The sequence below is a fragment of the Candidatus Thiosymbion oneisti genome (genome assembly GCF_004359955.1).
Classification (GTDB): domain Bacteria; phylum Pseudomonadota; class Gammaproteobacteria; order Chromatiales; family Chromatiaceae; genus Thiosymbion; species Thiosymbion oneisti.
In genome coordinates this window covers 142,262-165,126 of record NZ_SMSC01000003.1, presented here as the reverse complement: position 1 = coordinate 165,126, position 22,865 = coordinate 142,262, and the positions used below count along the sequence as shown (strand labels likewise).

At 63.5% G+C, this 22,865-nt stretch carries 18 protein-coding genes; 12 read left to right on the top strand and 6 right to left on the bottom strand.

Annotated features, from left to right (window positions below; genetic code table 11):
* The first annotated feature begins 87 nt into the window (after positions 1–87).
* From recD to E1958_RS02655, 4 genes are all read left to right on the top strand, one after another.
* Complete coding sequence (gene recD, locus E1958_RS02670) at positions 88–1,995, top strand: exodeoxyribonuclease V subunit alpha (RefSeq protein ID WP_133510484.1); 1,908 nt, start codon at positions 88–90, stop codon at positions 1,993–1,995.
* Positions 1,996–2,027: 32 nt separating this feature from the next.
* Positions 2,028–3,143 carry a cobalt-precorrin-5B (C(1))-methyltransferase gene (locus E1958_RS02665; protein WP_133510483.1) on the top strand — a complete coding sequence of 372 codons (1,116 nt, stop codon included), beginning with the start codon at positions 2,028–2,030 and terminating at the stop codon, positions 3,141–3,143.
* 473 nt (positions 3,144–3,616) lie between these two features.
* Entirely contained in the window at positions 3,617–4,945 is a 1,329-nt protein-coding gene (rlmD, locus tag E1958_RS02660; protein WP_133510482.1) for a 23S rRNA (uracil(1939)-C(5))-methyltransferase RlmD, read from the top strand.
* A 25-nt stretch (positions 4,946–4,970) separates the two neighbouring features.
* Entirely contained in the window at positions 4,971–5,438 is a 468-nt protein-coding gene (locus E1958_RS02655; protein ID WP_089729840.1) for a CYTH domain-containing protein, read from the top strand.
* Between the two features lie 56 nt (positions 5,439–5,494).
* On the opposite strand, the gene E1958_RS02650 is transcribed toward E1958_RS02655, so the two are convergent.
* Positions 5,495–7,579, bottom strand: a complete 2,085-nt coding sequence (locus tag E1958_RS02650) for a hypothetical protein (protein WP_133510481.1) — start codon at positions 7,577–7,579, stop codon at positions 5,495–5,497.
* A gap of 528 nt (positions 7,580–8,107) precedes the next feature.
* Here E1958_RS02650 and E1958_RS02645 point away from each other — a divergent pair.
* The 8 genes from E1958_RS02645 to E1958_RS02610 all read left to right on the top strand — a co-directional run bounded on the left by E1958_RS02645 (position 8,108) and on the right by E1958_RS02610 (position 15,673).
* Entirely contained in the window at positions 8,108–9,187 is a 1,080-nt protein-coding gene (locus E1958_RS02645; protein ID WP_133510480.1) for a PepSY domain-containing protein, read from the top strand.
* A gap of 115 nt (positions 9,188–9,302) precedes the next feature.
* Positions 9,303–10,181 (top strand): hypothetical protein, encoded by an 879-nt coding sequence (locus E1958_RS02640; protein WP_133510479.1) that lies wholly within the window; start codon positions 9,303–9,305, stop codon positions 10,179–10,181.
* A 402-nt stretch (positions 10,182–10,583) separates the two neighbouring features.
* Positions 10,584–10,850, top strand: coding sequence for a BrnT family toxin (locus E1958_RS02635; protein ID WP_133510478.1), 267 nt, complete (start codon positions 10,584–10,586; stop codon positions 10,848–10,850).
* Positions 10,837–11,100: a hypothetical protein gene (locus E1958_RS02630; protein WP_133510477.1), complete on the top strand. Its 264-nt coding sequence runs from the start codon at positions 10,837–10,839 to the stop codon at positions 11,098–11,100. Before E1958_RS02635 ends, E1958_RS02630 begins: the two co-directional genes overlap by 14 nt.
* Before the next feature lie 155 nt (positions 11,101–11,255).
* Positions 11,256–13,016, top strand: a complete 1,761-nt coding sequence (locus E1958_RS02625) for a peptidoglycan-binding protein (RefSeq protein WP_133510476.1) — start codon at positions 11,256–11,258, stop codon at positions 13,014–13,016.
* A complete protein-coding gene (locus tag E1958_RS02620) occupies positions 13,013–14,977 on the top strand; it encodes an ABC transporter ATP-binding protein/permease (RefSeq protein ID WP_133510475.1) in 1,965 nt (654 codons plus the stop codon). Before E1958_RS02625 ends, E1958_RS02620 begins: the two co-directional genes overlap by 4 nt.
* Before the next feature lie 55 nt (positions 14,978–15,032).
* On the top strand, positions 15,033–15,263 hold the full coding sequence (locus E1958_RS02615) for a FitA-like ribbon-helix-helix domain-containing protein (protein ID WP_133510474.1): 231 nt from the start codon (positions 15,033–15,035) through the stop codon (positions 15,261–15,263).
* Positions 15,260–15,673: a type II toxin-antitoxin system VapC family toxin gene (locus tag E1958_RS02610; protein WP_133510473.1), complete on the top strand. Its 414-nt coding sequence runs from the start codon at positions 15,260–15,262 to the stop codon at positions 15,671–15,673. The genes E1958_RS02615 and E1958_RS02610 overlap by 4 nt, the downstream gene beginning before the upstream one ends.
* A gap of 214 nt (positions 15,674–15,887) precedes the next feature.
* Here the strand turns inward: E1958_RS02610 and E1958_RS02605 are convergent, their stop codons facing one another.
* From E1958_RS02605 to E1958_RS02585, 5 genes are all read right to left on the bottom strand, one after another.
* A complete protein-coding gene (locus E1958_RS02605; RefSeq protein WP_133510472.1) occupies positions 15,888–17,021 on the bottom strand; it encodes a glycosyltransferase family 4 protein in 1,134 nt (377 codons plus the stop codon).
* 65 nt (positions 17,022–17,086) lie between these two features.
* A complete protein-coding gene (locus E1958_RS02600; RefSeq protein WP_133510471.1) occupies positions 17,087–17,854 on the bottom strand; it encodes a hypothetical protein in 768 nt (255 codons plus the stop codon).
* Between the two features lie 986 nt (positions 17,855–18,840).
* A complete protein-coding gene (locus tag E1958_RS02595; protein ID WP_133510470.1) occupies positions 18,841–19,287 on the bottom strand; it encodes a type II toxin-antitoxin system VapC family toxin in 447 nt (148 codons plus the stop codon).
* Positions 19,274–19,504 (bottom strand): DUF2281 domain-containing protein, encoded by a 231-nt coding sequence (locus E1958_RS02590; RefSeq protein WP_207787570.1) that lies wholly within the window; start codon positions 19,502–19,504, stop codon positions 19,274–19,276. The genes E1958_RS02595 and E1958_RS02590 overlap by 14 nt, the downstream gene beginning before the upstream one ends.
* A gap of 182 nt (positions 19,505–19,686) precedes the next feature.
* Positions 19,687–22,833 (bottom strand): efflux RND transporter permease subunit, encoded by a 3,147-nt coding sequence (locus E1958_RS02585; protein WP_133510469.1) that lies wholly within the window; start codon positions 22,831–22,833, stop codon positions 19,687–19,689.
* Between the last annotated feature and the right edge of the window lie 32 nt (positions 22,834–22,865).

The window sequence follows — 22,865 nt, the reverse complement described above, 5'->3', positions numbered from 1 at the left end:
TCACAGACCCTGGGCGCTATCGACGCTGGGACGGTAGCGCAATTCCGGTATTGAAGCGCCCAGGTGCCGGCGGGTGGGGAGAGTCTGATGGAGGGGTTTCTGCGCCGGGCGGTAGCGCAAGGCATGCTGAGGGCGGTGGATCTCCATTTCGCGCGCCAGATGGAGACCCTGGCCGGCGGCAATGCCCCCGAGCTACTGTTGGCTGCGGCCCTGGCCAGCCACCGGGTGGGGGAGGGTGATGTTTGTCTGGATCTGGAGCGCTGCCGGGAGCTTCCTCTGTTGCATGGCGATGGCGGCACGGACAGGCCGCGGGTGCCGGCTCCGGAGGTCTGGGTCGATGCTTTAGGTGCCCGAGCCGTGGTCGGCAAGCCCGGCGGACGCGCCCCACTCATCCTCGACCGGCACGGCAGGCTCTACCTCGGGCGCTACTGGTGGTTCGAACGGCAGGTGGCGGATGCCGTGCTGGCACGCGTCCGTTCCCCCCCGCCGGCGGTGGACCGCGATCGGCTGCGGGCAGGGCTCAGGCGCCTGTTCCCCGGCACCGGCGGCATCGACTGGCAGCGGGTCGCCGCCGCGGTAGCGGTGCTGCGGCACCTGTGTCTGATCTCCGGCGGACCGGGCACGGGTAAGACCCGCACCGTGACCGCGATCCTCGCCCTGCTGACGGAGCAGACAGCGGGCCCCCCCTTGCGCATAGCTTTGGCTGCCCCCACCGGCAAGGCGACGGCCCGGCTCTCGGAGTCCATCCGCACCGCCAAGGCGGGGTTGTCGGTGACCGAGCAGACCTCGGATCGCATCCCCGAAGAGGCCGTTACCCTCCACCGCTTGCTCGGCTATCGCCCGGGCCACGCCACGCCGCGCCACGGCGCGGACAACCCCCTGCACTTGGAGGTCCTGGTGGTCGATGAAGCCTCCATGGTGGATCTGCCCCTGATGGCCCGCCTGCTGGCCGCGCTGCCGGGCTGCGCCCGTCTGATTTTGCTGGGGGACAAGGACCAACTGGCCTCGGTAGAGGCCGGCCGGGTGCTCGGCGACCTTTGTGGACGGGGTCGGGCCCCCGGCTACTCACCGGGGCTGTGCGCAGAGATCGCGGCAGTGGCTGGTGACCGACTGGCACCTGCTACTGCGCCCGGTCCCGACCTGGGCGACCGGATCCTGGTGCTGCGCGAGAGCTGGCGCTTCGGCAAAGACAGTGGTATCGGTGCCCTGGCCAGGGCCGTGAACCGGGGCGATGCGGATGCGGGCTTGCAAATCCTGGCCGATGACCGTTATCCGGACGTTGGTCTGGAAGCGCCGCGGCCGCAGATCCTCACCGATCTGATCGAGCAGTGGCTGGTGCCTGTCATGGGGCGGGTACTGACAAGTCCGGAGCCGCAAGCGGCGCTGCTGGCGCTGGACCGGGTCCGGGTCCTGTGTGCCGTGCGCTCGGGACCCCAAGGGGTCGACCACCTCAACGAACGCCTGGCCCAGGCCCTGGAGGCCGCGGGCCTGATCCGGCGCGACGGTGAACTCTATGCCGGTCGTCCTATCATGCTCACCGCCAACGACCACGCCCTGCGGCTTTACAACGGCGATGTGGGTCTGGTCCTGGCCGATCCGGGGAGCGGCGGCGCCCTGCGGGTGTTTTTCGCCACCGCCGCGGGCGTTCGGCGCATCCTGCCGTCGCGCCTGCCCGCCCACGAGACCGTCTATGCCATGACAGTCCACAAGAGTCAAGGCTCCGAGTTCGATGAGGTGCTGCTGGTGCTGCCCGAGACCGAAAGCCGGGTGCTCACCCGGGAGCTCATCTATACGGGCATCACCCGGGCCAGAAAACGGGTCCGGTTGCTCGCCACCGAGGAACGCTTGCGGGCGGCGATTGCCCGCCCGCTGGTCCGCACCAGTGGGCTCTACGATGCGCTCTGGACCAGGCCCGGCGCGGACGATCCGGGACCGGGCTCCCGCAGCGCCGGTGGTGACTCATCGGAATCTGCTCCTACCTCCTGCCGTAGGTAGGCACCGGAGCGCAGAAGTGAGGGGGATTCGGTGTGGCGGAGCAGAAGAAAAGGAAGGGCACGCGCACGGGCTTTACCACCGGCGCCTGCGCGGCCGCGGCCGCTCGGGCCGCTACCCTGGGCCTGGTCGGGGACCGGGTACCCGCGCGCGTGGACTGTGAATTACCGCGCGGGCAGGCGGTACGCTTTGCCGTGACCGAAGGCCGTTGCGATGGGTCGTGCGCCCATGCGGTGGTGGTCAAGGACGCGGGCGACGATCCCGATCGCACCCACGGCGCGCGATTGACCGCCGATGTCCGTCTGCTGCCCGCGGCGCCGGGGCGCCTGCTCATCGAAGGCGGTCCCGGCGTCGGCACCGTGACTATGCCGGGCCTCGGCCTCGCAGTGGGCGGCCCGGCCATCAACCCTGTTCCCCGGCGCAACATTGCCGATAACGTGCGGGCCGTGGCAGGGTCGCTACTGGTACGGCAAGGGCTCGCAGTCAGGATCTCAGTGCCTGGGGGTGAGAAGATCGCCCAGCGGACGCTGAATCCCCGACTCGGCATCCTGGGCGGGATCTCGATCCTGGGCACTTCAGGCATCGTCTACCCCTATTCCACGGCCTCGTTTCGCGCTACCGTCGTCCAGGGGATTCGGGTTGCAGCGGCCCAAGGGCAGGGTATCGTCGTCCTCACCACGGGCCGGCGCACCGAGAAGTTCGCGCTGCGGGAGCTGGCTCACCTGGCGCCGGTCTGCTTCGTGCAGATGGGGGATTTTCTGAGCGCCGCGCTGGATACGGTGGTCGCGGTCGGCATCGGTGAAGTCGTGATCGGCGGCATGGTCGGCAAGCTCACCAAGATGGCCCAAGGGGCATCCATGACCCATGCCGGACGCGGCGCGGTGGACATGGATCTGCTGGCCGATCTGGCCGCGGAGATCGGGGCGCCGTTCCAGGTATGCACCGAGATCCGCCGGGCCAGGACAGCGCGCTATGCCGCCGAGCGCATGCGGGATTTGAGCATGCTCATGGATTTCCATCGGGCCCTGGCCGAGCGGGTGGTACACGACCTTACCGGGCGTTACCCGGACCGGTTCAGGTTGCAGGTGTTGGTGTGCGACCCGGACGGTAACCGGATCGCGGAAGCGACCTCGGACTCGTGTGCGCACTGACCGACAGATAAACTTCTTGGCTCTTTATGGATTCCGGACTGCTTTGGAGTGGGAGAGGGGATCAAACAAGCTCGGAGGTTGGGCAAAGCCGGTAGGATGCGGTGAGCGCCTGCCCACCGCCCCAGGAATGTCTGCCTGTGCCGGCCTATCCACCACCTCAGGGATGGCTAGGCACAACAGACAAGGGGCAGGCCGCGAACCGCATCTTTGGACGGCGACGTGCCCAACAAATCATTTAAATATTAACCACCACCAAAATGGGAAGTTATCCTCCAACACCACCACCGCAACGCCTTTGGTTGCATGCTGTTTCCGATCGATACGCTCAGGTGTACGAGTACCTCATTTCACCCTATTTTATGTTCTCAGGCTCGTAGGCTGGGCTGTGCCCACCAGCCAGGCACGGTGTTGGTGGGCACAGCCCACCCTACGGGTTACGCGCAAAATATGCAGAAATGGGGTACTAGCCGCCCTTGACCAAGAAGAAGCCTAAACCCTTCCCCAAGCCCCCCGACGCGGTGGAGATCGCATCCCTGACGCCGGAGGGGCGGGGGTTGGCCCAGGTGGACGGCAAATCGGTGTTCCTCCACGGGGCCTTGCCGGGGGAGCGGGTGCGGTTCCGGTATACCCGGCTCCGCAAGGATCGGGCCGAAGGCACGGTAGAGGAGGTCTTGCGGGCAGCCCCGGAGCGGGTACCGACACCTTGCCCCCATGCGGACATCTGCGGGGGTTGCAGCCTGCAACATCTGGACCCTGCCGCCCAGATCCGCTGGAAGCAGGAGATGCTCGAGCGAGTGCTGGCAGAGACCGGCCAGGTGCGCCCTGAACGCCGGCTGCCGCCGCTGATCGCCGCGCCCTGGGGCTATCGGCGCAAGGCCCGCCTGGGGGTCCGCTATGTGGCCAAGAAAGGACGCACCCTGGTGGGGTTTCGCGAGCGCGGGACCTCTTATATCGCCGACCTGCGGCGCTGCGATATTCTGCATCCCACAGTGGGGGAGCGCATTGAGGCTATCGCCAAACTCCTGGACGGCCTCTCGATCCGGCAGCGGATACCGCAAATCGAGATGGCGATGGGTGAGGGTCCCTGCGTACTGGTATTGCGGGTCCTGGAACCGCCCTCGGCACGGGATGTGGCCCGGCTGACGGATTTCGGCGAGACCTGCGGGTTGCACTTCTATGTACAGGCGGGCGGGGCCGAGACCATTCGTCCCCTGCTCGGTCAGGGTGTGGATCTCTACTATGACCTGCCCGGCGCGGATGTCCGCCTGTATTTCCAGCCGACGGATTTCACCCAGGTCAATCCAGGGCTCAACAGAATGATGGTCGAGCAGGCATTGGTGTTGCTCGCCCCCCGGTCGGACGAGCGGATACTCGACCTCTTCTGCGGGCTCGGGAATTTTACCCTGCCCATCGCCCGCCGGGCCGCGGAGGTCCTGGGCGTGGAAGGAGACCCGGGATTGGTGGCCCGGGCCCGGACCAATGCCGAGCACAACGGCATCACCAACGCCCGCTTTGTCGCCGCCGATCTCTACGCTAGGTCAGACCCTCAGCCTTGGGCCTCACAGCGGTTCCACAAGGCGCTGCTGGACCCGCCCCGCAGCGGTGCGCTCCAGGTGTTGGAGCTGCTGCCGGCGATAGGGGTCGGGCGTATCCTTTATGTATCCTGCTATCCCGCAACCTTGGCGCGGGACGCGGACCGCTTGGTGAATGGTCTCGGCTATCGGCTGCGGGCGGTGGGCATGCTGGACATGTTTCCGCACACGGCGCATCTGGAGGCGATGGCGGTATTCGAGCGCGGTTGAAGCACAGTCGCGGAGGGCTTGAGCAATGGGCGTGGAGATCGAGCGTAAATTCCTGGTCAAAGACGATTCTTGGCGTTCCGATGTGGAGTCAGAGGCGCATTTGATGCAGGGCTATCTGGCGGACGGTGACAAAGCGACGGTCCGGGTTCGGGTAACGGATGGTGCCGCCTATCTCACCATCAAAGGGCCCACGGTGGGGGTCCGGCGCAGCGAGTACGAATATCCGATTCCAATCGAAGACGCCCAGGCCATGCTGCGGGATCTCACGGTGTATCCCGCCATCGACAAGATGCGCTACCAGGTCCGGTCCGGCAGACACCTGTGGGAGCTGGATCTGTTCGCCGGAGAGAACGCGGGGTTGGTGCTGGCGGAGCTGGAGCTCGGTTCCGAAGACGAGCCCTTCGAGCTACCGGCATGGGCGGGAGAAGACGTGAGCCACGACCCGCGCTACTACAATGTCAACCTGGCGCGGAATCCCTATAAGCACTGGTGATGTCAGGTCCTGGATGATGCGGTTCTATTTGAAAAGAGGGCAAACTGGGCGACGGGCTACCAGGTATAGGTCAGGCTCGTAAACAGACCATCGGCGGAACGTCCGGTGCCGCCTACTTGTTTCGAATAGTCCCAATCCCGAGCGTATTCGATCGCGAGCTTGATGCCGTCCATGAACCATTCGCCGGCACCGATCAGCAGTCGCCGTTTGGGCAGGAAACCGACCCGTGAGCGCTCGCCGTCGATGTCCCGCTGGACCCCGCCGAAATCACGGCTCTCGGAATAACTCATGGCGAGATAGGTGCCTTGGGCGCCGATGGCCTCCATCCAGGGGTTCCAGTCGAGCTGATAGCCGAGCGAGACCTGCCAGGCGCCGGGGCTGATGGAGACCCGGTTCTGCGCATCGTCGGTAAAGCGCGCGGTACCGATCGCACCGTTCCACTCACCCACCAGGGATACCGGTCCCAGGGTCGATCTGAGGCTGGCGGCAAGGCCGGGGACCAGGCCGATATCACCGAGCCATTTGCGGTATTCCTGGCTCATGAAGCGGCTGTCGAAGATCGAGCTGTTATAGTCGATACCCAGGTCGAGGGTCCAGGGGCAAAGGTCGGACGCCGTGAGCTCGTCGTAGGGCCTCCCGCAATGACCGCCGGTACGGTAGCCGAAGGTGAGGTTGAAATGGTCGTCGGGGTGCCAACCGGACTGCTTGCGAGCGAAGGTATCGCCGTTGAATGTATAGAGGGCGAGGTTGAATTGCGGCGGTTCGGGCGGCGGTACGATTGCCGCTGGCGGCGGGGGATAGGTCGTGGGCGCCTTGAAACCGGTGCTGCTGAGTAGCTTGTCCCACCCGGGCTTCAGAACCTGGGGTTGGACCGGCGGTGGCGTAACGGGCAGCGGCGGTGTTTGTGACGGCGTCGGAAATCCGGCGCCGATTCCGATGGCGACCTGCCGCTGTTCGAAGCCGGAAATCGTCAAGGGGTCCTCGATGGTCAGCACGTCGGCCACCGGGTTGCCGGTCGAGATGCCGAACGGCAGGATGATGCGGCCCGCCGTCAGGTAAGGAGGAAACCGTTGCGGATCGCCGATGGTGATGAAGGCCGTATCCAGATTGATGCGGTCCACCGATTCCTCAAAGCCGCCGGTCGACACGAAGGATACGTCCTTTCCATCGTCGTATTCGATGACCATGCCGGCACGGGTCCAGTCGTTGACCGAGAACTCCAGATCGAGCTCCGCCGTATTCAGCAAGACATCACTGGCGGAGGTGCCGTCGAAATCCTCGCTCCAGCCGGTGACTATCTCCAGGGTGCCGCCCAAGGCGACAGCGTCGTTGATATTTGATCCGACAGAGGTCATGGCGTCGCGGATGATGGCGCGGGTCGCGTCTTCCTGGGCGTGCCGGGCCGATTCGAGCTCACTGACCCGCTGCTCCAAGCCGTGCGATCCCAAGCCGTGTGACCCCAGGGTAGCGGCGACCGCCGCGTCGCTCTCCAGCTCGACCACGCGCCGTTCAAGCACCGCCTTGTCCTTCGACAGGATCTCGATGGTCCGGTCCTGGCGGGTTTTCGCGTCCTCCAACTCGGCGACGCGGCGGGCGAGGGGATTGCGACCCGCGACCCCAGGGCCGGCGGTGACCCTGGTGCCGGGTCCGGGCTTGCCGTCTGTTACGGGCCTGGCGGGCCCACTCCGGGTCGGTTTGGTTTCCAACGCGGCGAGCTTGTGCTCCAGCCGTTCCTTGTCCATGACCATGGAACGGAATGCCTCGTTCTGGGCGGCCTGCGCGGTCTCCAGCTCGCGGACACGCTGCTCGAGGGCGGTCTTTTCGGTCGTTACGGCGCGCATCACCTGCTCCTGATCGGCCCTGGCCGCTTCCAGCTCCGCGACCCGCCGGGCCAGACCCTCCTGAGCAGCGGTTCCGTCGGCCTGATCGCTGTCTGCCGCCGGTGTCGGCGCCGCACCGGGAGCCTGTTGTGACTCCAACGCCGAGAGCCGAGCCGCCATGGCCTCGTTCTGTGCCTTGAGGGCCTCGAAGGCCTGCATCAGCCGCGCGAGCTCATCCGCATCCGCCGCATATGCAGGCACCGGCATGGTCATGCCCGGAATGAGGATAAGCATGGACCATGGGAAAGCTTGACGAATCACGACGGCATCCTCCTACAAACTCCTATCCCTATTCCTACAACAGACCCCTATCCGTTGGTATTGAGAGATTTCTCTCCACTCTTTAATATACCATTTATAGAGTATTTCTACATTTGTCGGCAAAATAAAAACTGCAAAAAATCTTTATTTTCCAGCATATTATAATTGTTACTCTGCGCATAAGAGCTAACATAACAATATTAGAAGAATCTGTAATTCGCTGTGCGCATTCACGGTAGACCGCATGCCTACTGGGAACAAGCTCCCGGAAACCGTCTGTCGAATTCGGCGCATCTGCTAAAATAATTAGGCATACGGCGAGGAGACGGATGTTGTTGCCCGTCCATCGACAGCGAGAATACTTTGTTGACTTGACGTAGTCGGACGACGTCTACCTGTGTCGCCGTGATTCAGTTCTTCGCGGAGGCGAATGAATTTGTGCGGAAGGCAGGATGCCGAGACGGTATGTAACCCCCGACCGGAATGAGGGTCGGGGTCCTAAATTCTTGCATTGCATGGAGAATGAGCATGCGTTCTGCAATAACGATTCCCGAGAATAAGACACCCTTTACCGCTCCTACTTTTCGGTCCTGTGCCCTGGCATTTGCCGCGCTCGGATTCTTAGGGGGTACGGCGGTCGCGATGGCGGGTAGCCCTGCCGCCAAAGGCGCGGAGAAACCCGATCTAAGCGGGGTCACCGGCCTCAAGGAATGGGGGGTGAAGGCCGAAAACCTGTCCCCGAGAGGCCACAATCCACTCTATTTCCCACTCAAGCCAGGCTTCAAGTTCGTCATGGAGTATCCCGACAGTAAGAACGGCTATTACAGGAAAGAGGTCATCGTTCTCGACGAGACCGAGCCGTTCGATGTCCCCGGATTCGGCAAGTTCGAAGCGGCCGTCGTCCAGGAGGAGGAGTTCTTCGACGGCGTCTGGACTCAGCAGGCGCTCAACTGGTTTGCCATCGACAAGACTACCAACGCCGTGTATGCATTCGGCGAGCTGAGCTGGGAGGTCGATCACGCGGGCCGCAAGATCTTTGCCGGCACCTGGCGCGTCGGTGAGCCCGACGGCAACGGCATCGCCGAGCCCGGCCTGCTGATGCCCGCCGAGTTCAAGATTGGAGACAAGTATCTCTACGAGGCCCACGAGCTGGAGGCCCACGGCTACTCCGAGAACCGGGAAGAGGGACTGACCATGACGGTCCCGGCCGGTACCTTCAAGGACTGCGTGAAGGTACGCGAGTTCAATATCACCGACCCTGACGACATCACCGATAAGTGGTGGTGCAAGGGCGTGGGAATCATCAAGGACACCTCCGACGGCGAGCTGGTCGAATCCGACGGACTTCCCGGCAAAAAGGTCACGGAATTCGGCAAATTCCATAAGAATCCTGTGCAGAAGATCGATGCGCCGGTCGCCAAGATCGACGGATTCCAGGCCTCGGAGATCGCGCTGAAGAAGATCCCGGGTGAGGTCAACTCGGTGAAGATCGAGCGCAAGGGCGACCACAATGTCTACGCCGTCGAGATCATCGGCGCGAAAGACGGCGTAGAATGGGATGTCTTCGTCGACATCGAGACGGGCGAGATCGTCGGTACGGATAACTGAGGAGATGCGCGACGCGGCTTTGACTTCGAGGCGCCGTGAGCTGCGGCCATGGATGGTCGCGCCATTGATTGACTGACAGCCAGGTCCGCCGGCTCAATTTCAGAGAGATCGAGTCATGAAAAAAACCACCCCAACCATTTTATCCATCCTCGTTGGCCTGCCGTTCGCCTTCGCTGTTCAGGCCACAGACCCAGCACCCAAGCCGGGGACCGAGGAGTTCGGGCTGACCCCGCGGGAGCTCGTCCAGGCCATCGACCAGGTCGAGGCCCTGATCACCAAGTGCATGCGCGGCCAAGGATTCGAGTATGTGGCCGCCGATTACAATACGGTACGCAAGGGGATGTCCGCGGACAAGACCCTGCCCGGGATGAGCGAAGAAGACTTCATCGACCGCTACGGCTTCGGCGTCTCGACCTTCTACACGGGGCAAGCGCCGCAGCTCTCCGCGGGTTACAGCCCCGCAAAGATCGGTCTCGGCGAGCGCAACGTGGGGATTTTCAAGAACCTCTCTGCGGCCGATCAGGTCGCCTATAACCGCGCCCTGTTCGGAGAGAATCCCGGCGAGAGCTTCGCGGTCGCCATCGAGGCCGAGAACTTCTCGCGCACAGGCGGATGCACCCGCGAAGCAATCGGCCAAGTCTTCACCGAGGACCAGCTGCAGGCGAGCTATTACAACCCCAAGGACGCCCTTATCAACAAGGACCCACGCATGAAGGAGGCCCTGCGTAAGTACGCCGCACAGATGCGTACCATGGGTCTGGACTACAACCACCCGGATGAGGTGGAGCCGGATATCCGCGAGCGTCTCGCTGCGTTGACCAAAAATGGTACCCTGCGGGTGGAGGACATGACGCCCGAGCAGATCAAGGCATTCAAGAAGCTCCAGGCTGAGGAACGCCGCGCCGCGGCCATGAACTTCCACTTGGCGGAGGAGCTCTTCGACCCCGTCGAAGCAGCGATTGAGAAGGAGCTCTTTGCACGCAAGGTCAAGTAGCCCATACGGAGTCCATTATCCGCAGAGTACACGGATTCTCGCGGATGGCTCTTTTATGGATTCCGGACTGCCAACGATCATGGAAGGGTACCACCGAACGTTTTGGAGTGCGGCGGCAACTTTACCCCGATGCTTACCGGAACCTACAGCGCCAGGCATAAGCGGGGGGGCAGCCAAGTGGCACAATCCTGCCGCCGCTTTGGATTTGGCGACGCATCCATCCCCGGCAAAGGCCTTGCGGCTAGGGGAAAGCGCCGTCGCCGCGGCGCGTGTGGAGCCCGATGCCCAGGTTCTTGGCAAGCGCTGCTGGTATCCCCCGTCGCTGAGGTTTGATTCGGTTGCGCCGCTTTGCCGGCGCACTCTAAAGCAGTCCGGAATCCATAAAGAGCCATCCGTAATTATATGAAGATCGAGTACGATACCCGCAAGGATGCGAGCAATCTTCAAAAGCACGGGGTATCGTTGGTGCAGGCAGAGGACTTCGAGTGGGACACGGCGGTAGTCTGGGACGACGTGCGTTGTGACTATGGCGAGCCGCGTGGGTGTGCACTCGGGTATATCGGCAAGCGGCTTTACTTCGCTGCCTTCGTGGATAGAGGTGGACGCCGACGGATTATCAGCTTGCGAAAAGCCAACAGGCGAGAGATCAACCACTATGCCCAGGCTTAAACCAAATACCCTTATCCCAACCCCGGAGGAGGATGCGGCCATCACGGAGGCCGCGGTGTCGGATCTCGACGCACGTCCGTTCACGGACGAAGAATGGGAGCAGGTCAAGCCGACGCTGTGTCCTGAACGTCCCGAGGCGGAGATGACAAGGGATGCGGTGAGTGAAACGGGCCGTATCGATTACCACTCACCTTGCAGGCGAGACGCCTGTGCTCCAGATGCACAAGCAGGCAGCGAACCACATCGATGAGCGAGGCTGGCGGCTGGTAGCTGGTGACTGGAAGCCCGCCGGTGGGCACAGCCCACCCTACGGTCGTGCCGGGGGTGTAGGATGTGGTGAGCCGGCGGGCAGGGACGCCCGCGGCAAACCGCATCGACCGGAATTCATAAAGGGCCATTCAGAGTATGGCAGGGAAACGAGTTGCGGTTTTGGCCGGTGCGGTGGTGGTGGTCGCCATGGCCGCGGCGGTGGGCTGGATCGCCGGATCCAAGATCGAATCTCCGGCAGATGCCGCCGCCCGCACCGCTCCCCCCAAGCCGTCGCCGATCTTGGTTCCCATCGAGAAGCGCGTACTGAGCACTGAGCTCGTGACCCGAGGCACGGCCAGGTTCGGGCTGCCGCAACCCGTCTCCATTGCACCTTCCAATCTCAAGGCCGGTCCCAGCCTGATCTCCACCCTGCCGGTGCGCAACGCCCAGCTGGAGGAAGGCGCCGTCCTGCTCACGGCCTCGGGCCGCCCCGTTATCATTCTGCAGGGCAAGCTACCGGCCTATCGTGACCTGGTTCCCGGTAGCGCGGGGGAAGATGTCCGCCAGCTGGAGGAGGCGCTGACGCGTTTGGGCTTCGACCCAGGTCCGGCGGACGGGGCCTATGACCAACGGACCAGCACTGCCGTGGCCCGCTGGTACGAGTCTCGGGGCTGGGAGCCGTTCGGTGCCACCCGAGAACAAACCGCTGCCATGCGCTCGATCGAGCAGGCGTGGGAGGATGCACGCAAGGCCGAGCTCGCGGCCGCGGCGGCCCTCTCCGCGGCCGGCTTGGAGGTAAAGGCCGCCCGTGCCAGCGCAGAAGCCAACAACAGCGCCGCGGCGGCAGCGCTGGCGGCCCGCCGCGCGGACCGGCGGGGGCTCGCCGCTGCCTCGACCAAGGACCGGGCCCTGAGCATAGAAGCGGCAAAGGCCCAGGCGAAGGCCGCTCTGGAGGTCGCCAAGGCCGATGTGGCCGCAAAGGTCGCCGAGCGGGCGCGGGTCGTGCTGGACCCACGCCAGCCGAAGACGGCCCGCGAGGCCGCGGAGGCCAATCTCAAGCTGGCCCAGGCCGCCCTCGAGCAGGCCCGGGTGGAGGGCGAGCTGGCGATTCGCCGGGCGCAGCGTGAATCCAGCTCCGGGACCCTGGGGGTAGGTTCCGCCGATGCCGCGATCAAGTCCGCCGAGGCGGCCGTCAAGTCTGCCGCCCTCGACGGCAAACGGGCGATTCGAGCGGCCCTGGATGCGCGCAAGATCGCAGAATTCGAGGCCAACCTGGCGGCCAGGCGGGTCTCCCGCCTGAGTGCCAAGCTAGAGCAGGCCCGCAGTAAGCTCGGCATCCAGGTACCGGTCGACGAGCTCGTGTTTCTGCCCGCGCTCCCGGTGCGGGTCGAAGCGATTCAGGCGGCCGTCGGCGATGCGGCGACCGGTACCCTCATGTCCGTAACCGACAACCGGCTCTCGATCGACGCGTCGCTGCCGCTGGAGACCGCGCCTTTGGTCCGACCCGGCATGCAGGTCCGGATCGACGAGCAGGCGCTGGGCGTCACGGCCACCGGCTTGGTCAAATTCGTGGCCGATAGGCCGGGGACCCGCGGGGTCGATGGCTTCCACTTTTACTTCGAGGTCGCCGTCGAAGAAACGACCATGAAGCTGGAGGGCTTCTCCCTGCGCTTGACCATCCCCATCGAATCGACCGCAGGCGAGGTCATCGCCGTGCCCTCCAGCGCCCTGTCCCTGTCCGCGGACGGTACCTCGCGCATCCAGGTCGAACGCGGCGGCGCACTGGAATATGTGGTGGTGAAACCGGGGATGTCGGCGGACGGCTTCGTCGCGGTCACCCCGATCGCCGGAGCCTTGAACCCCGGCGAATTGGTCGTAGTCGGCGTCGGGAATCCGGGTGCCAGCCTTCCACCATGACCCGATCGGAGACCGATCGCTCGCGCCGTGTACTCGATCTGGCCGGCATCGGACGCCGGTACGGCACCGAGCCTCCCATCCATGCCCTCACGGATATCCACCTGGGCATCGATCAGGGCGATTGGGTGGCGATTACCGGGCCCTCAGGCTCCGGTAAGTCGACGCTGCTCAATATCCTCGGTTGTCTGGACCGGCCGACGGCGGGCACCTACCACATCGACGGTATCGACACCACGACCTTGACGGACCGGGAACGGGCGGGCGTGCGCAGCCGGCGGATCGGGTTCGTCTTCCAGTCGTTTCACCTCCTGGCCTATCGCAGCGTGCTCGAAAACGTCATGTTGGCGGAGGTCTACCGCAACCGGCCCCAAGCCGGACGGCGCGAACGGGCCATCACCGCCCTGCAGCGAGTGGGGCTCGGGCACCGCCTGGAGTATATGCCGACCCGGCTCTCCGGCGGCGAACGTCAGCGGGTAGCCATCGCCCGCGCCATCGTCGGCTCACCGAGCCTGCTACTCTGCGACGAGCCCACGGGCAATCTGGACTCGAAGAACTCCGCTGCGATCATGGATCTGTTCGAGCAGCTGAACCGAGAGGGTCTGACGCTGGTGATCGTTACCCACGACCCAGAGGTTGCCGACCGGGCCCCGCGGCGGGTGCATATCGTCGACGGGCGCCTGACGGACCTCACACCCGGGGAAACCGGGCCGCCTCCCTCCGAAGCCTTCGGCAGCGGGGGCGGGCGGGCGGCTTCGCGCTCCGGCATTACCGTCCGGGACATGCTCACGGAGGCGGTGGCCGGCATGTTGGCCAGACCCGGACGCATGCTGTTGACGGTCCTGGGGGTCGTGATCGGGCTCACGGCGCTGGTGGCGACTATCGGGCTGACCAGGACCGCGGGCAATCGCATCATCAGCCAGTTCGACGCGCTCGCCGCCACCGAGCTCTTCATCAGCGCCCGGCCGGGACGCACGACAGGAATCGTCGATCCCAGGGCGATCCCCTGGGATGCGCCCTCGCGGTTATTGCGGCTCAACGGCGTCGAGCGCGTGGGTAACCTAAGTCAGGTCGAGGTGGGAGATAGGCTGGTGAGCGCCTCGCCGGTCAAGGACCCGCTGCATCCGACCGCCGTGAAGATGGCCATTCACGCCGCATCACCCAGCTTGTTCTCCGCCGTCCGCGCCGAGCTCCAAAGCGGACGGCTGTTCGATCGCGGGCATTCGGGCAGCGCCGAGCGGGTCGCCGTCCTGGGACCGGATGCCGCACGCCGACTCGGGATCAAGGGGCTCAATCAGCTGCCGGCGATCTCCCTCGGCGATCACCGCTATCTGATCATCGGCATATTGCGCGATCTGGTGCGCAAGCCGGAGCTGCTCGGGTCCGTCATCATTCCCGAGGGGACGGCCCGCAAATACTTCGCGTTGGCCGGGCCCGGTACGCTAGTGGTCGAAACCAGGATCGGCGCCGCCTATCTGATTGCGGAACAGGCACCTTTGGCGCTGCGTCCGGACAACCCGCGGGTCCTCAAGGTAGAGGTACCCCAGGAGCCGAAGCGCGTCCGCGACGAGGTGCAGACGGACCTGGATGTCATGTTCCTGCTGCTCGGCGGCCTGTCCCTCATCGTCGGCGCCATCGGCATCGCCAACATCACGCTGGTGGGGGTCATGGAGCGCACCCCCGAGATCGGCCTGCGCCGAGCGATCGGTGCCACCCGCAGCCATATCGCGCTCCAATTTCTGCTCGAGAGCGCCTCCATGGGCGCCGTCGGCGGCATTATCGGCGCCAGCCTGGGCGTCCTGGTCGTCATCGCCGTCTCGGCCTACCAGGTCTGGACACCGGTACTGGACCCCTCTGTACCCTTCCTGGCACCCGTCGTAGGCAGCGCAATCGGCCTCTTGTCAGGGACCTATCCGGCGCTACGGGCCGCACGGTTGGAGCCGGTGGAGGCCTTCCGGCATTGATGATCGCATTCATGCTATCATTTTAGAGTCATCCTGATAACAGAGGTCAAATCAAATGGGACAAGTCGCTATTCGTAATCTCGACGACGGTGTATTGCACTGCCTCAAACAACGCGCGAGGAGAAACCATCGGTCTCTTGAGGGCGAGCTGCGCCAAATCCTCACCCTAGCCGCACTCCCGTCACGCGCCGAGCTGACGGCAAAGGCCGAGGCGCTGGCGCAAGCACTCAAGGGCCGCTGGACCGGTGACAGCACCTCACTCATCCGCGAGGACCGCGACCGTTGAGTCTAGTTGTAGACGCCAGCGTCGCCCTGAAGTGGTTTGTACCGGAGACGGGTCACGAAGCGGCCATTGCACTCTTGAGAAACGATGGCGATCTGCTCGCCCCCGACTGGTTGCTCATCGAGGTCGCCAACGCACTCTGGAAACAATGGCGCCGGAATGCCATCGACCCGCAGCAGATCGATGATATGCTCGGAATGCTGACCCGGATTCTTGTGCTCAGCGACGCGCGTCCTTTGGTAGGGAGGGCATCGAGTATAGCCCGCTCACTCGATCACCCGGTCTACGATTGCCTCTACCTCGCACTCGCCGAGACCAATCGCGTACCGCTTGCTACTGACAACCGTACGCTGCTGAAAAAAGCTGCCGCGGCGAACTTTCCGGTTCAACCGCTACAGGGATCTGTAGGTTGAGGAAGTTCCGTCGGGTGCGGTGAGGAACGAACCACACCGGTAGTGGTAGATTTTCAAGTGGTAGAAATGCGGAACGACTATCGATTGCTGGACGTTTCCACTTGAACCTTACCCACCACCTTTTCTTCATCTGCGGAAATCTGCGTAATCTGCGGATGAAAAAGAGGTGGCTGGCATTCGGTGGATGGCGCAAGCTTATCCGCCCTACGCGGGTTCACTGTATCTTTTGCCTTCGTCGGGCATCACCGTCGAGGACCCGGTGATAGAGCGCCAGGGTCTGGCTGGCCATGCGCTCCGCGGTGAAATGCTCCAGGAAGCGGGTCCTGGCCGCGGTCCCGAGGGCGTGGCGCTGAGCGGGATCAAGCAAGTGCTGCAGCTGGGCTCTGAAGGCCGCACTGTCTTCGCAGGGAAATAGATACCCATTCTCGGCATCGCGTACCAGCTCGGGGATACCGCCGACCGCGCTGGCCAATGCCGGAAGCCCTGCGCGTGCGGCCTCTAACAGGCTCAAGGATAAGGCCTCCCGCCGTGAGGGCAGGACCAGCACGTCAGCCAGCCGGTACCAGGTGCTCAATGCCTCCAAGGACGTTTGCCCGAGTAAGACCGCTGTCTCCCTCAGACGCGGGCTGGAGGCGAGTCTATGCCGGCAGGCGCGTCCATAGTCGGTTCCCTGCCAATCACCGGCGAACAGCACCAATACCCGCTCGGCTAGCTCCCGCGGCAGATCCGCGAGCTCTTCCAGCAGCCAGTCCTGTCCCTTGTCGCGGATGAAACGGCCGACTTGGAGCAGTACCAGGCGGTCCTGGGTACATTTGCGCTCGGCAAGCCTGCGGAAGAGCGGTGATTCTTCCACCGATTTGGCCGGCTGGGGCGGGATTTCGGGGATGCCGTGGTAGATCAGGTGCAGGTTGGACAGGCCACGCGCGCGCAGCGCCCGCTCCACCGCCCGGCTCACGCAGATGATCGGGGCAGCACGGTCGAAGTGCTTCCAGGAGTTGGTCGAATGTGCGGTCATCACCAGGGCCGGCGCTTGGCTCCAACGCCTGGCAAGGCGCGCATAGTGGCTGGCGCGCATGGCGTGGGCATGCAACAGGTCGGGCCGATGGCGGCGTATCAGTCTGCCGAGGCGTAAGGCCGATAGCGGATCGAAGAACCCTCGCATGGGCAGGGGCAATACCTCGAACCCTGCGTCGAGGGCCTGTTCCGCAAGCCAACCCCGGGGCTGGGTCAGTATCCTGGGCGTCCAACCCTGCTCATGCTGGGCCGCGGCCAATTGCAGCAGGTGGATCTCGATACCGCCGACACCGGCGGAGTGGAACAGGTGAAAGATGCTACCGGACTGGGCCATGACGCTCCCGAGCTGCGTCGAGCCGTGGCAGGCAACCGCTGCTCTTCAGCCGCGGAATTGACCCTCTATTGCGTCTGAGCGGTTTCGAACTCGATCTCGACGAATGAGCGATTGCCGTCCGGTGCGACCGATCCGACGGCCAGCTTGTAGTCCGTATCCGGCTTCATCCAGCCGTTCGGGATCTCAAACGAGGACGCATTGCCGGGGAGTTCGGCTTCAATCGCCAGGTCGGTCGCTGCGTCCTCCAGGCTCAAGACGTACTTCTCGATGCCCTTGAGCGGTTTCCACTGCACCTTCAACCCGGCTGCCGGAATATCCTCCTGTCCATCCTTCGGGAGGAGGAAGGATACCGGCGGCGGCAACCGGTGGCTCAAGGTACCGCTGCCGCTTATCCGGTCTCCGTCCATGGTGATACCGGTGAAGCCGTAGGCGCCCGCCGGAAAGTCGGCCTGCACCCGGCCATCGTCCTCCGGCTCCGGGGACTCCAGCTTGACCGATCGGATGCCAAGCTTGCCTTCGGGGACCTGGAAATCGACTAGCGTGCGGCCGTCCGGCGCTACGAGGGTCAGGGCCGACAGTCCCTCATCATCACCTTTGGCCTCGATGACGACCTCGGCATCGCCATCGGTGACGTTCCGCTCCAGATAGAGCTTGGTCTTGTCGAATTGGTCGTCGGCCTGAACGTCGCCGACCACGACAAGCGCGCATGCGGCGACTGCTGCGGCAGGGAGCTGCGATTTCATCTCGATACCTACAAAGGATTCCGTTGCGGCATCGCACGGGAGCCGCGCGATCGAGCCCCATTCATCGTCCGTAGCGCCGATCTCTTCCACTCTTGCCGCTGTAGCTCCTGGTCTCGGGTAGAGACCCATTCTCCCGCCTCATTCGATTGGTAGAGCGCGAATTCCTCGTCGCTGTCAAAGTCTTCGCGTGTTAAGACCTGCGGTAATTTTGGTTTACTCATGGCTGTCAGGTGTCAGATGGATTGATGGGCACGCTTCGCTTGGTGCATCCTGACGAACAGCCGCGGTGCGAAAACCGCCGCGGAATGACCGAAACCTCGAGATCGGTTTGATGGACGCTTGCTTTGCCCATCCTACGCGGGCTTGGTCATTACCGGTGATTGGCCAAGGATTATGAAATCCTGAGCACCACCGCTGAGAATATGGTCCGGATTGCGATGCTGCGGATCACGGTTGCCAAGTGTGTATGAAATTTAACCAGACAGCTTCTTACTTTATTATGCCCGTGAAACCACATCCCTCTACAAGGTGAACGTCCAATGAAGACTCCAATCTGGATTTCCTATGATCTGGAGGTGCGAGGCGACTATGAGGGAATGTACACTTTCCTCGACACGTACCATGCGAGAGAATGCGGCGACAGCATAGCACTCCTGTCTTTCGAGTATGAAGACGACTTGATTGCCGAACTCAAAGCCAAGATTTGGGAATACGTCGATCTCCATCCCCGGTCACGGATTTACGTATGCGGAAGCTCCGCGCCGCGGAGAGCCTTTCGGTGGGATGCAGCCATCCCTGGCCTTTCCCACTCTACGCGGGCTTTGCCCAACCCACCGACTTTGTTCCCTTGCCAAGCCTGTAGGATGGGCAAAGCCCCTGTTGGGCACGGCGCGATATAGGCCGTCGGCTCGATCACCGGCTCGGCAGTGCGCGCCTTTGCCCAACCCACCCCATCTATTAACGCGGTCGATGCGGTTCGCCGCGGGCGTCCCTGCCCGCTTACCTCACCACATCCTATGAGCTAGGGTGACGCGTTATTTCTCCGAGTCGCACCCGGAAATGAGCCGGGGAGACCGTCAAGAAGCGATCTCCTCAATTCTGATTACTTCTCTAAACCGCTCAAAATCCTTGCTGTTGTGGGTCAACAGACAGGGGATAACGTATGCCTGCATGGTGGCCACGATGTTGGCGTCATGAATCTGTTTACCACCGATCTTGAAATCCCCTATCAACTTGACGAGCTGCTCAGTGACAGCGGCGGTATCGTCCGCTATCTGAAAGCGTTCCTCCAGATAGCGTACCCGTTCGGTCATGACATCCGGTGGTGACGGCTGGGCAAAGGTTTGCGGTCGGGTGCGCGCGGCGATGAACTCCCGCAACACTTGGCGACTGATCCATAAAGGCCGTTTAGCCTGATATGCATCACATAACGCTTTGATCGCCGCATCATGTAGCGGTGCTGTCACCACGTTGGCGTAGATCAGGATATTGGTGTCTATAAAAAGCGGATCAGCGTCCGTCATCGCCGTACAGGTCCTCTCGGCGCAGGCTCATCCCATCCGGCCAGGGACCTAGATCGTCCACCGGAAAATCCAGGGATTCCTTACCGCTGGTTAGCTTCCGGTTTTTTGCCCGTTCTTTCAGGAAATCGACGAAATCCTCCACCTCAGCGACTCGATCTGACGGAAGTGACTGGATCTTCTCGATCAAGGTTTGTGCATACTGGATAGGCATCGCCATTTGAACACCTTCATACAGAGAGAGACCAAAGCCTATCAGAGATGGCGGGCGTGCCCAATAAGATCCCTCGTTTCGCTCGGGATGACAAGAATGTCGGGCACGTTACCATCCATCGATGCGGTTCGCCGCGGGCGTCCTTGCCCACGGCTCACCACATGCTACTCTGCTTCGCCGCACTCCGATCAGCCGGCGACCGGTGCCGGTTCTCCCCCGATGCGCTCCAGGGCCCGGGCGGAGCCTTTGCCGAAGCGCAGGTAGAGGGCGGGGATCACGAACAGGTTGAGCAGGGTCGAGGTGACCAGCCCGCCGAGGATGACCAGGGCCATCGGGTACTCGATCTCGTGCCCGGCGATGTCCCCGGCGATCACCAGGGGCAACAGGGCCAGGCCGGTGGTCAGTGCCGTCATCAGGATCGGTGCCAACCGTTCCCGGGCACCGCGCATGATGAGGTCGATCCCGAAGGTCTCACCCTCATGCCGTTCCAGGTGCTGGAAGTGGCTGATCATCATGATGCCGTTGCGGGCGGCGATACCGAGCACCGTCAGGAACCCGACCAGGGAGCCGAGGGAGACGATGCCGCCGCCCAGGTAGGCGGCGATGATGCCGCCGACCAAGGCGGTGGGAAAGGCCAGAAAGGCCATCAGTGCCAGCGTCCAACGCTTGAACGAGGTGTGCAGGAGCAGGAGAATGATCGCGGCGGCCAACAGGGTAAATACCCGCAGACGGGCCTCCGCGGCCTGGCGCTCCGCGTATTCCCCGAGCAGTACCGGATAATAACCGGTCGGGAACTCGACGGTTGCCAGGCGCCGTGCGACCTCCTTGGCGACGGTGCTCAAGGCGACGCCTTCCTCCACATTGCCGCCCACATCGATGCGCCGTTGCATATTCTCACGCTTGACCACGTTCGGCGTCGGCTTGATTTCGACCCGCGCCACGTCGGCCAGGCGTACCTGCTCGCCGCTCGGGGTATCGAGCAGCAGGTTCTCGATGTCGGTCACACTGTTGCGCACCTCGGGAACGCCCCATACTTGCACGTCGTAGGCCTTGCCGCCGCGGAAGATGTCACCCACTTCCAGACCGGCGACGATGACTCCCGCCGCCCGGCGGACATCACCCGGCTTGAGCCCGTACTGCCGGGCCCGCTCCAGATCCACTTCCACGTCGATCTGGGGTTGCTCGGTCTGTAGCGAGACGTGTAGCTCTTTGAGTCCGGGGGTGCCTTTCAGGGCCGCTTCCACCGCCTCGGCCTGTTCACGCAGCACATGCAGGTCATGGCCGAAGATGCGCACGGTAATCGCCTCGTGGGCCCCGGTCAGCACTTCCCGAATGCGCTCCTTGAGGTAAGTGAGCACGTCGCGGTAGAGCCCCGGATAGCCGTCGACGACTTCCTGGATCTTAGCTACCGTCTCGTCATAGTCCACGGCGGGATCGACGCTGACCCAGTTCTCGCCGAAGTAGATGCCGACCACCTCGTCCATGATGAGGGCCTGACCGATGTGGGCGCCGAAGTTGCGAACCCCTGGGATCGCGCGCAACTCCTTGCTGGATTGGATGGTGATCCGGTTCATCTCCGGCCAGGAAGTGCCGGGCTTAGTCAGCCAGTGCATCAGAAAGTCCCGCTCCTTGAAGGACGGCAACAGGGACTGACCGAGCTGGGGTACGATCAGGATCCCGGCGAGGAACATGACGCCCAGGGTGGAATAGGCGATGACCGGGGTCTTGAGGAGTCCGGACATCACCCGACCGTAGCCGGCCTGCAAGGGCTTGATGAGCGGCGACTCACGCCGCTCCAGGGGCGCCTTTCTGAGCAGGATGAAACCCAGCGCCGGGGTCACCGTCAGCGCCACCACCATGGAGGCGAAGATGGCCAGCACATAGGCCCAGGCCAGGGGCTTGAAGAAGGCCCCGGAGAGCCCCTCCATAAAGAACACCGGGATCAAGGCGGCGACCTCGATCAGGGTGGCGTAGACGATCGCGCTCCGCACCTCGATGGTGGCGTCGAGGATAATCCTGCCTGCCGAGTAGGCACTGCCGGTCGCGCGGTGTCGGCGTAGACGCCGCATGATGTTCTCGATGCCGATGATGGCATCGTCGACCACCGCCCCCAGGGCGATGACGAAGCCGGCCAGGACCATGGTGTTGATGGTCGCCCCCTGCCAATAGAGCACGATACCGGCCGCGATCAGCGACAGCGGAATGGCGACGATGCTGATAAGGGCCACCCGCCACTCCCACAGGAAGGCGCCAAGGATCAGGATCACCAGGACACAGCCGATCAGAAGCGCCGTGGTCAGGTTCTCGATGGACAGCTCGATGAAGGTCGCCGGGCGGAAGATCTCGTGATCGATCTCGATGCCGGGCAGCCCCGGTTTGATCTTGGCCAGGGCCTCCTCGACCCCCAGGCTGACGTCGAGGGTGTTGGCCCAGGGGAACTTCTCGACGATCAGCAGCAGCCCCACCTCGTCGTTGATGATCCCGTCGCCGATCATCGGCTGGTGGTCTTCCAGGACCTCCGCCACGTCACCCAGGCGCAGCACCTCGCCGCCGGTATCCTTGATGGGCAACTCCGCCAGGTCCTCCGGGCTCAGAATCGGCAAGATGTGGCGGATGTGGAGGCGCTGATTCGGGGTATCGATGAAGCCGCCGGTGCCTACCACGGCTCCATCGGACCAGGGCAGCAGGCCGGAGTCCAGCGCGTCCGCCGTGGTCTTCATGACCTGGTTCAGGGTGACGCCGTTCTCTTTGAGACGCGCCGGGTCCACCTGGACCTGGAGCATCTGCAGGCGCTCACCCCAGATGGCGACGTTCGCCACCCCCTCCACATCCAGGAGCTTCTGGCGGATCTTCCAGTAGGCGATCATCGACAGGTCGATGACCGAGTGCTCCTGTGAAGAGAGGCCGATCTTCATGGTGCGGCTGGTGGCCGACAAGGGCGGCACCATGACCGGCGGACTGGCCCAGGCCGGGATCGAGGGCGTGACCATATCCACCCGTTCCTGCACCACCTGGCGGGCATGCAGCAGGTCGGTGCCGGGCTTGAAGATCAGCTTGACCGCCGACAGCTGGGGCACGGACCTGGAGCGCATCACGTCCAGCCCGTCCACGCCGGCCAGTGCCTCTTCCAGCGGGACGGTCACCAGGTCCTCCACCTCCTCGGGGGTCAGACCCAGACAGGGGGTCTGAATCTCCACCATCGGCGGTGCGAACTCAGGGAAGACATCGACCGGCATCTGGCGCAGGCGCCCGACACCGAAGAACACCATCGCGGCCGCGATGGCGATGACGATAAACCGGAACCTCAGACTGGTCCCAACCAGCCAGCGCATCATGGCTCAGTCCTCCGTGGATGGATCCAGGGGCT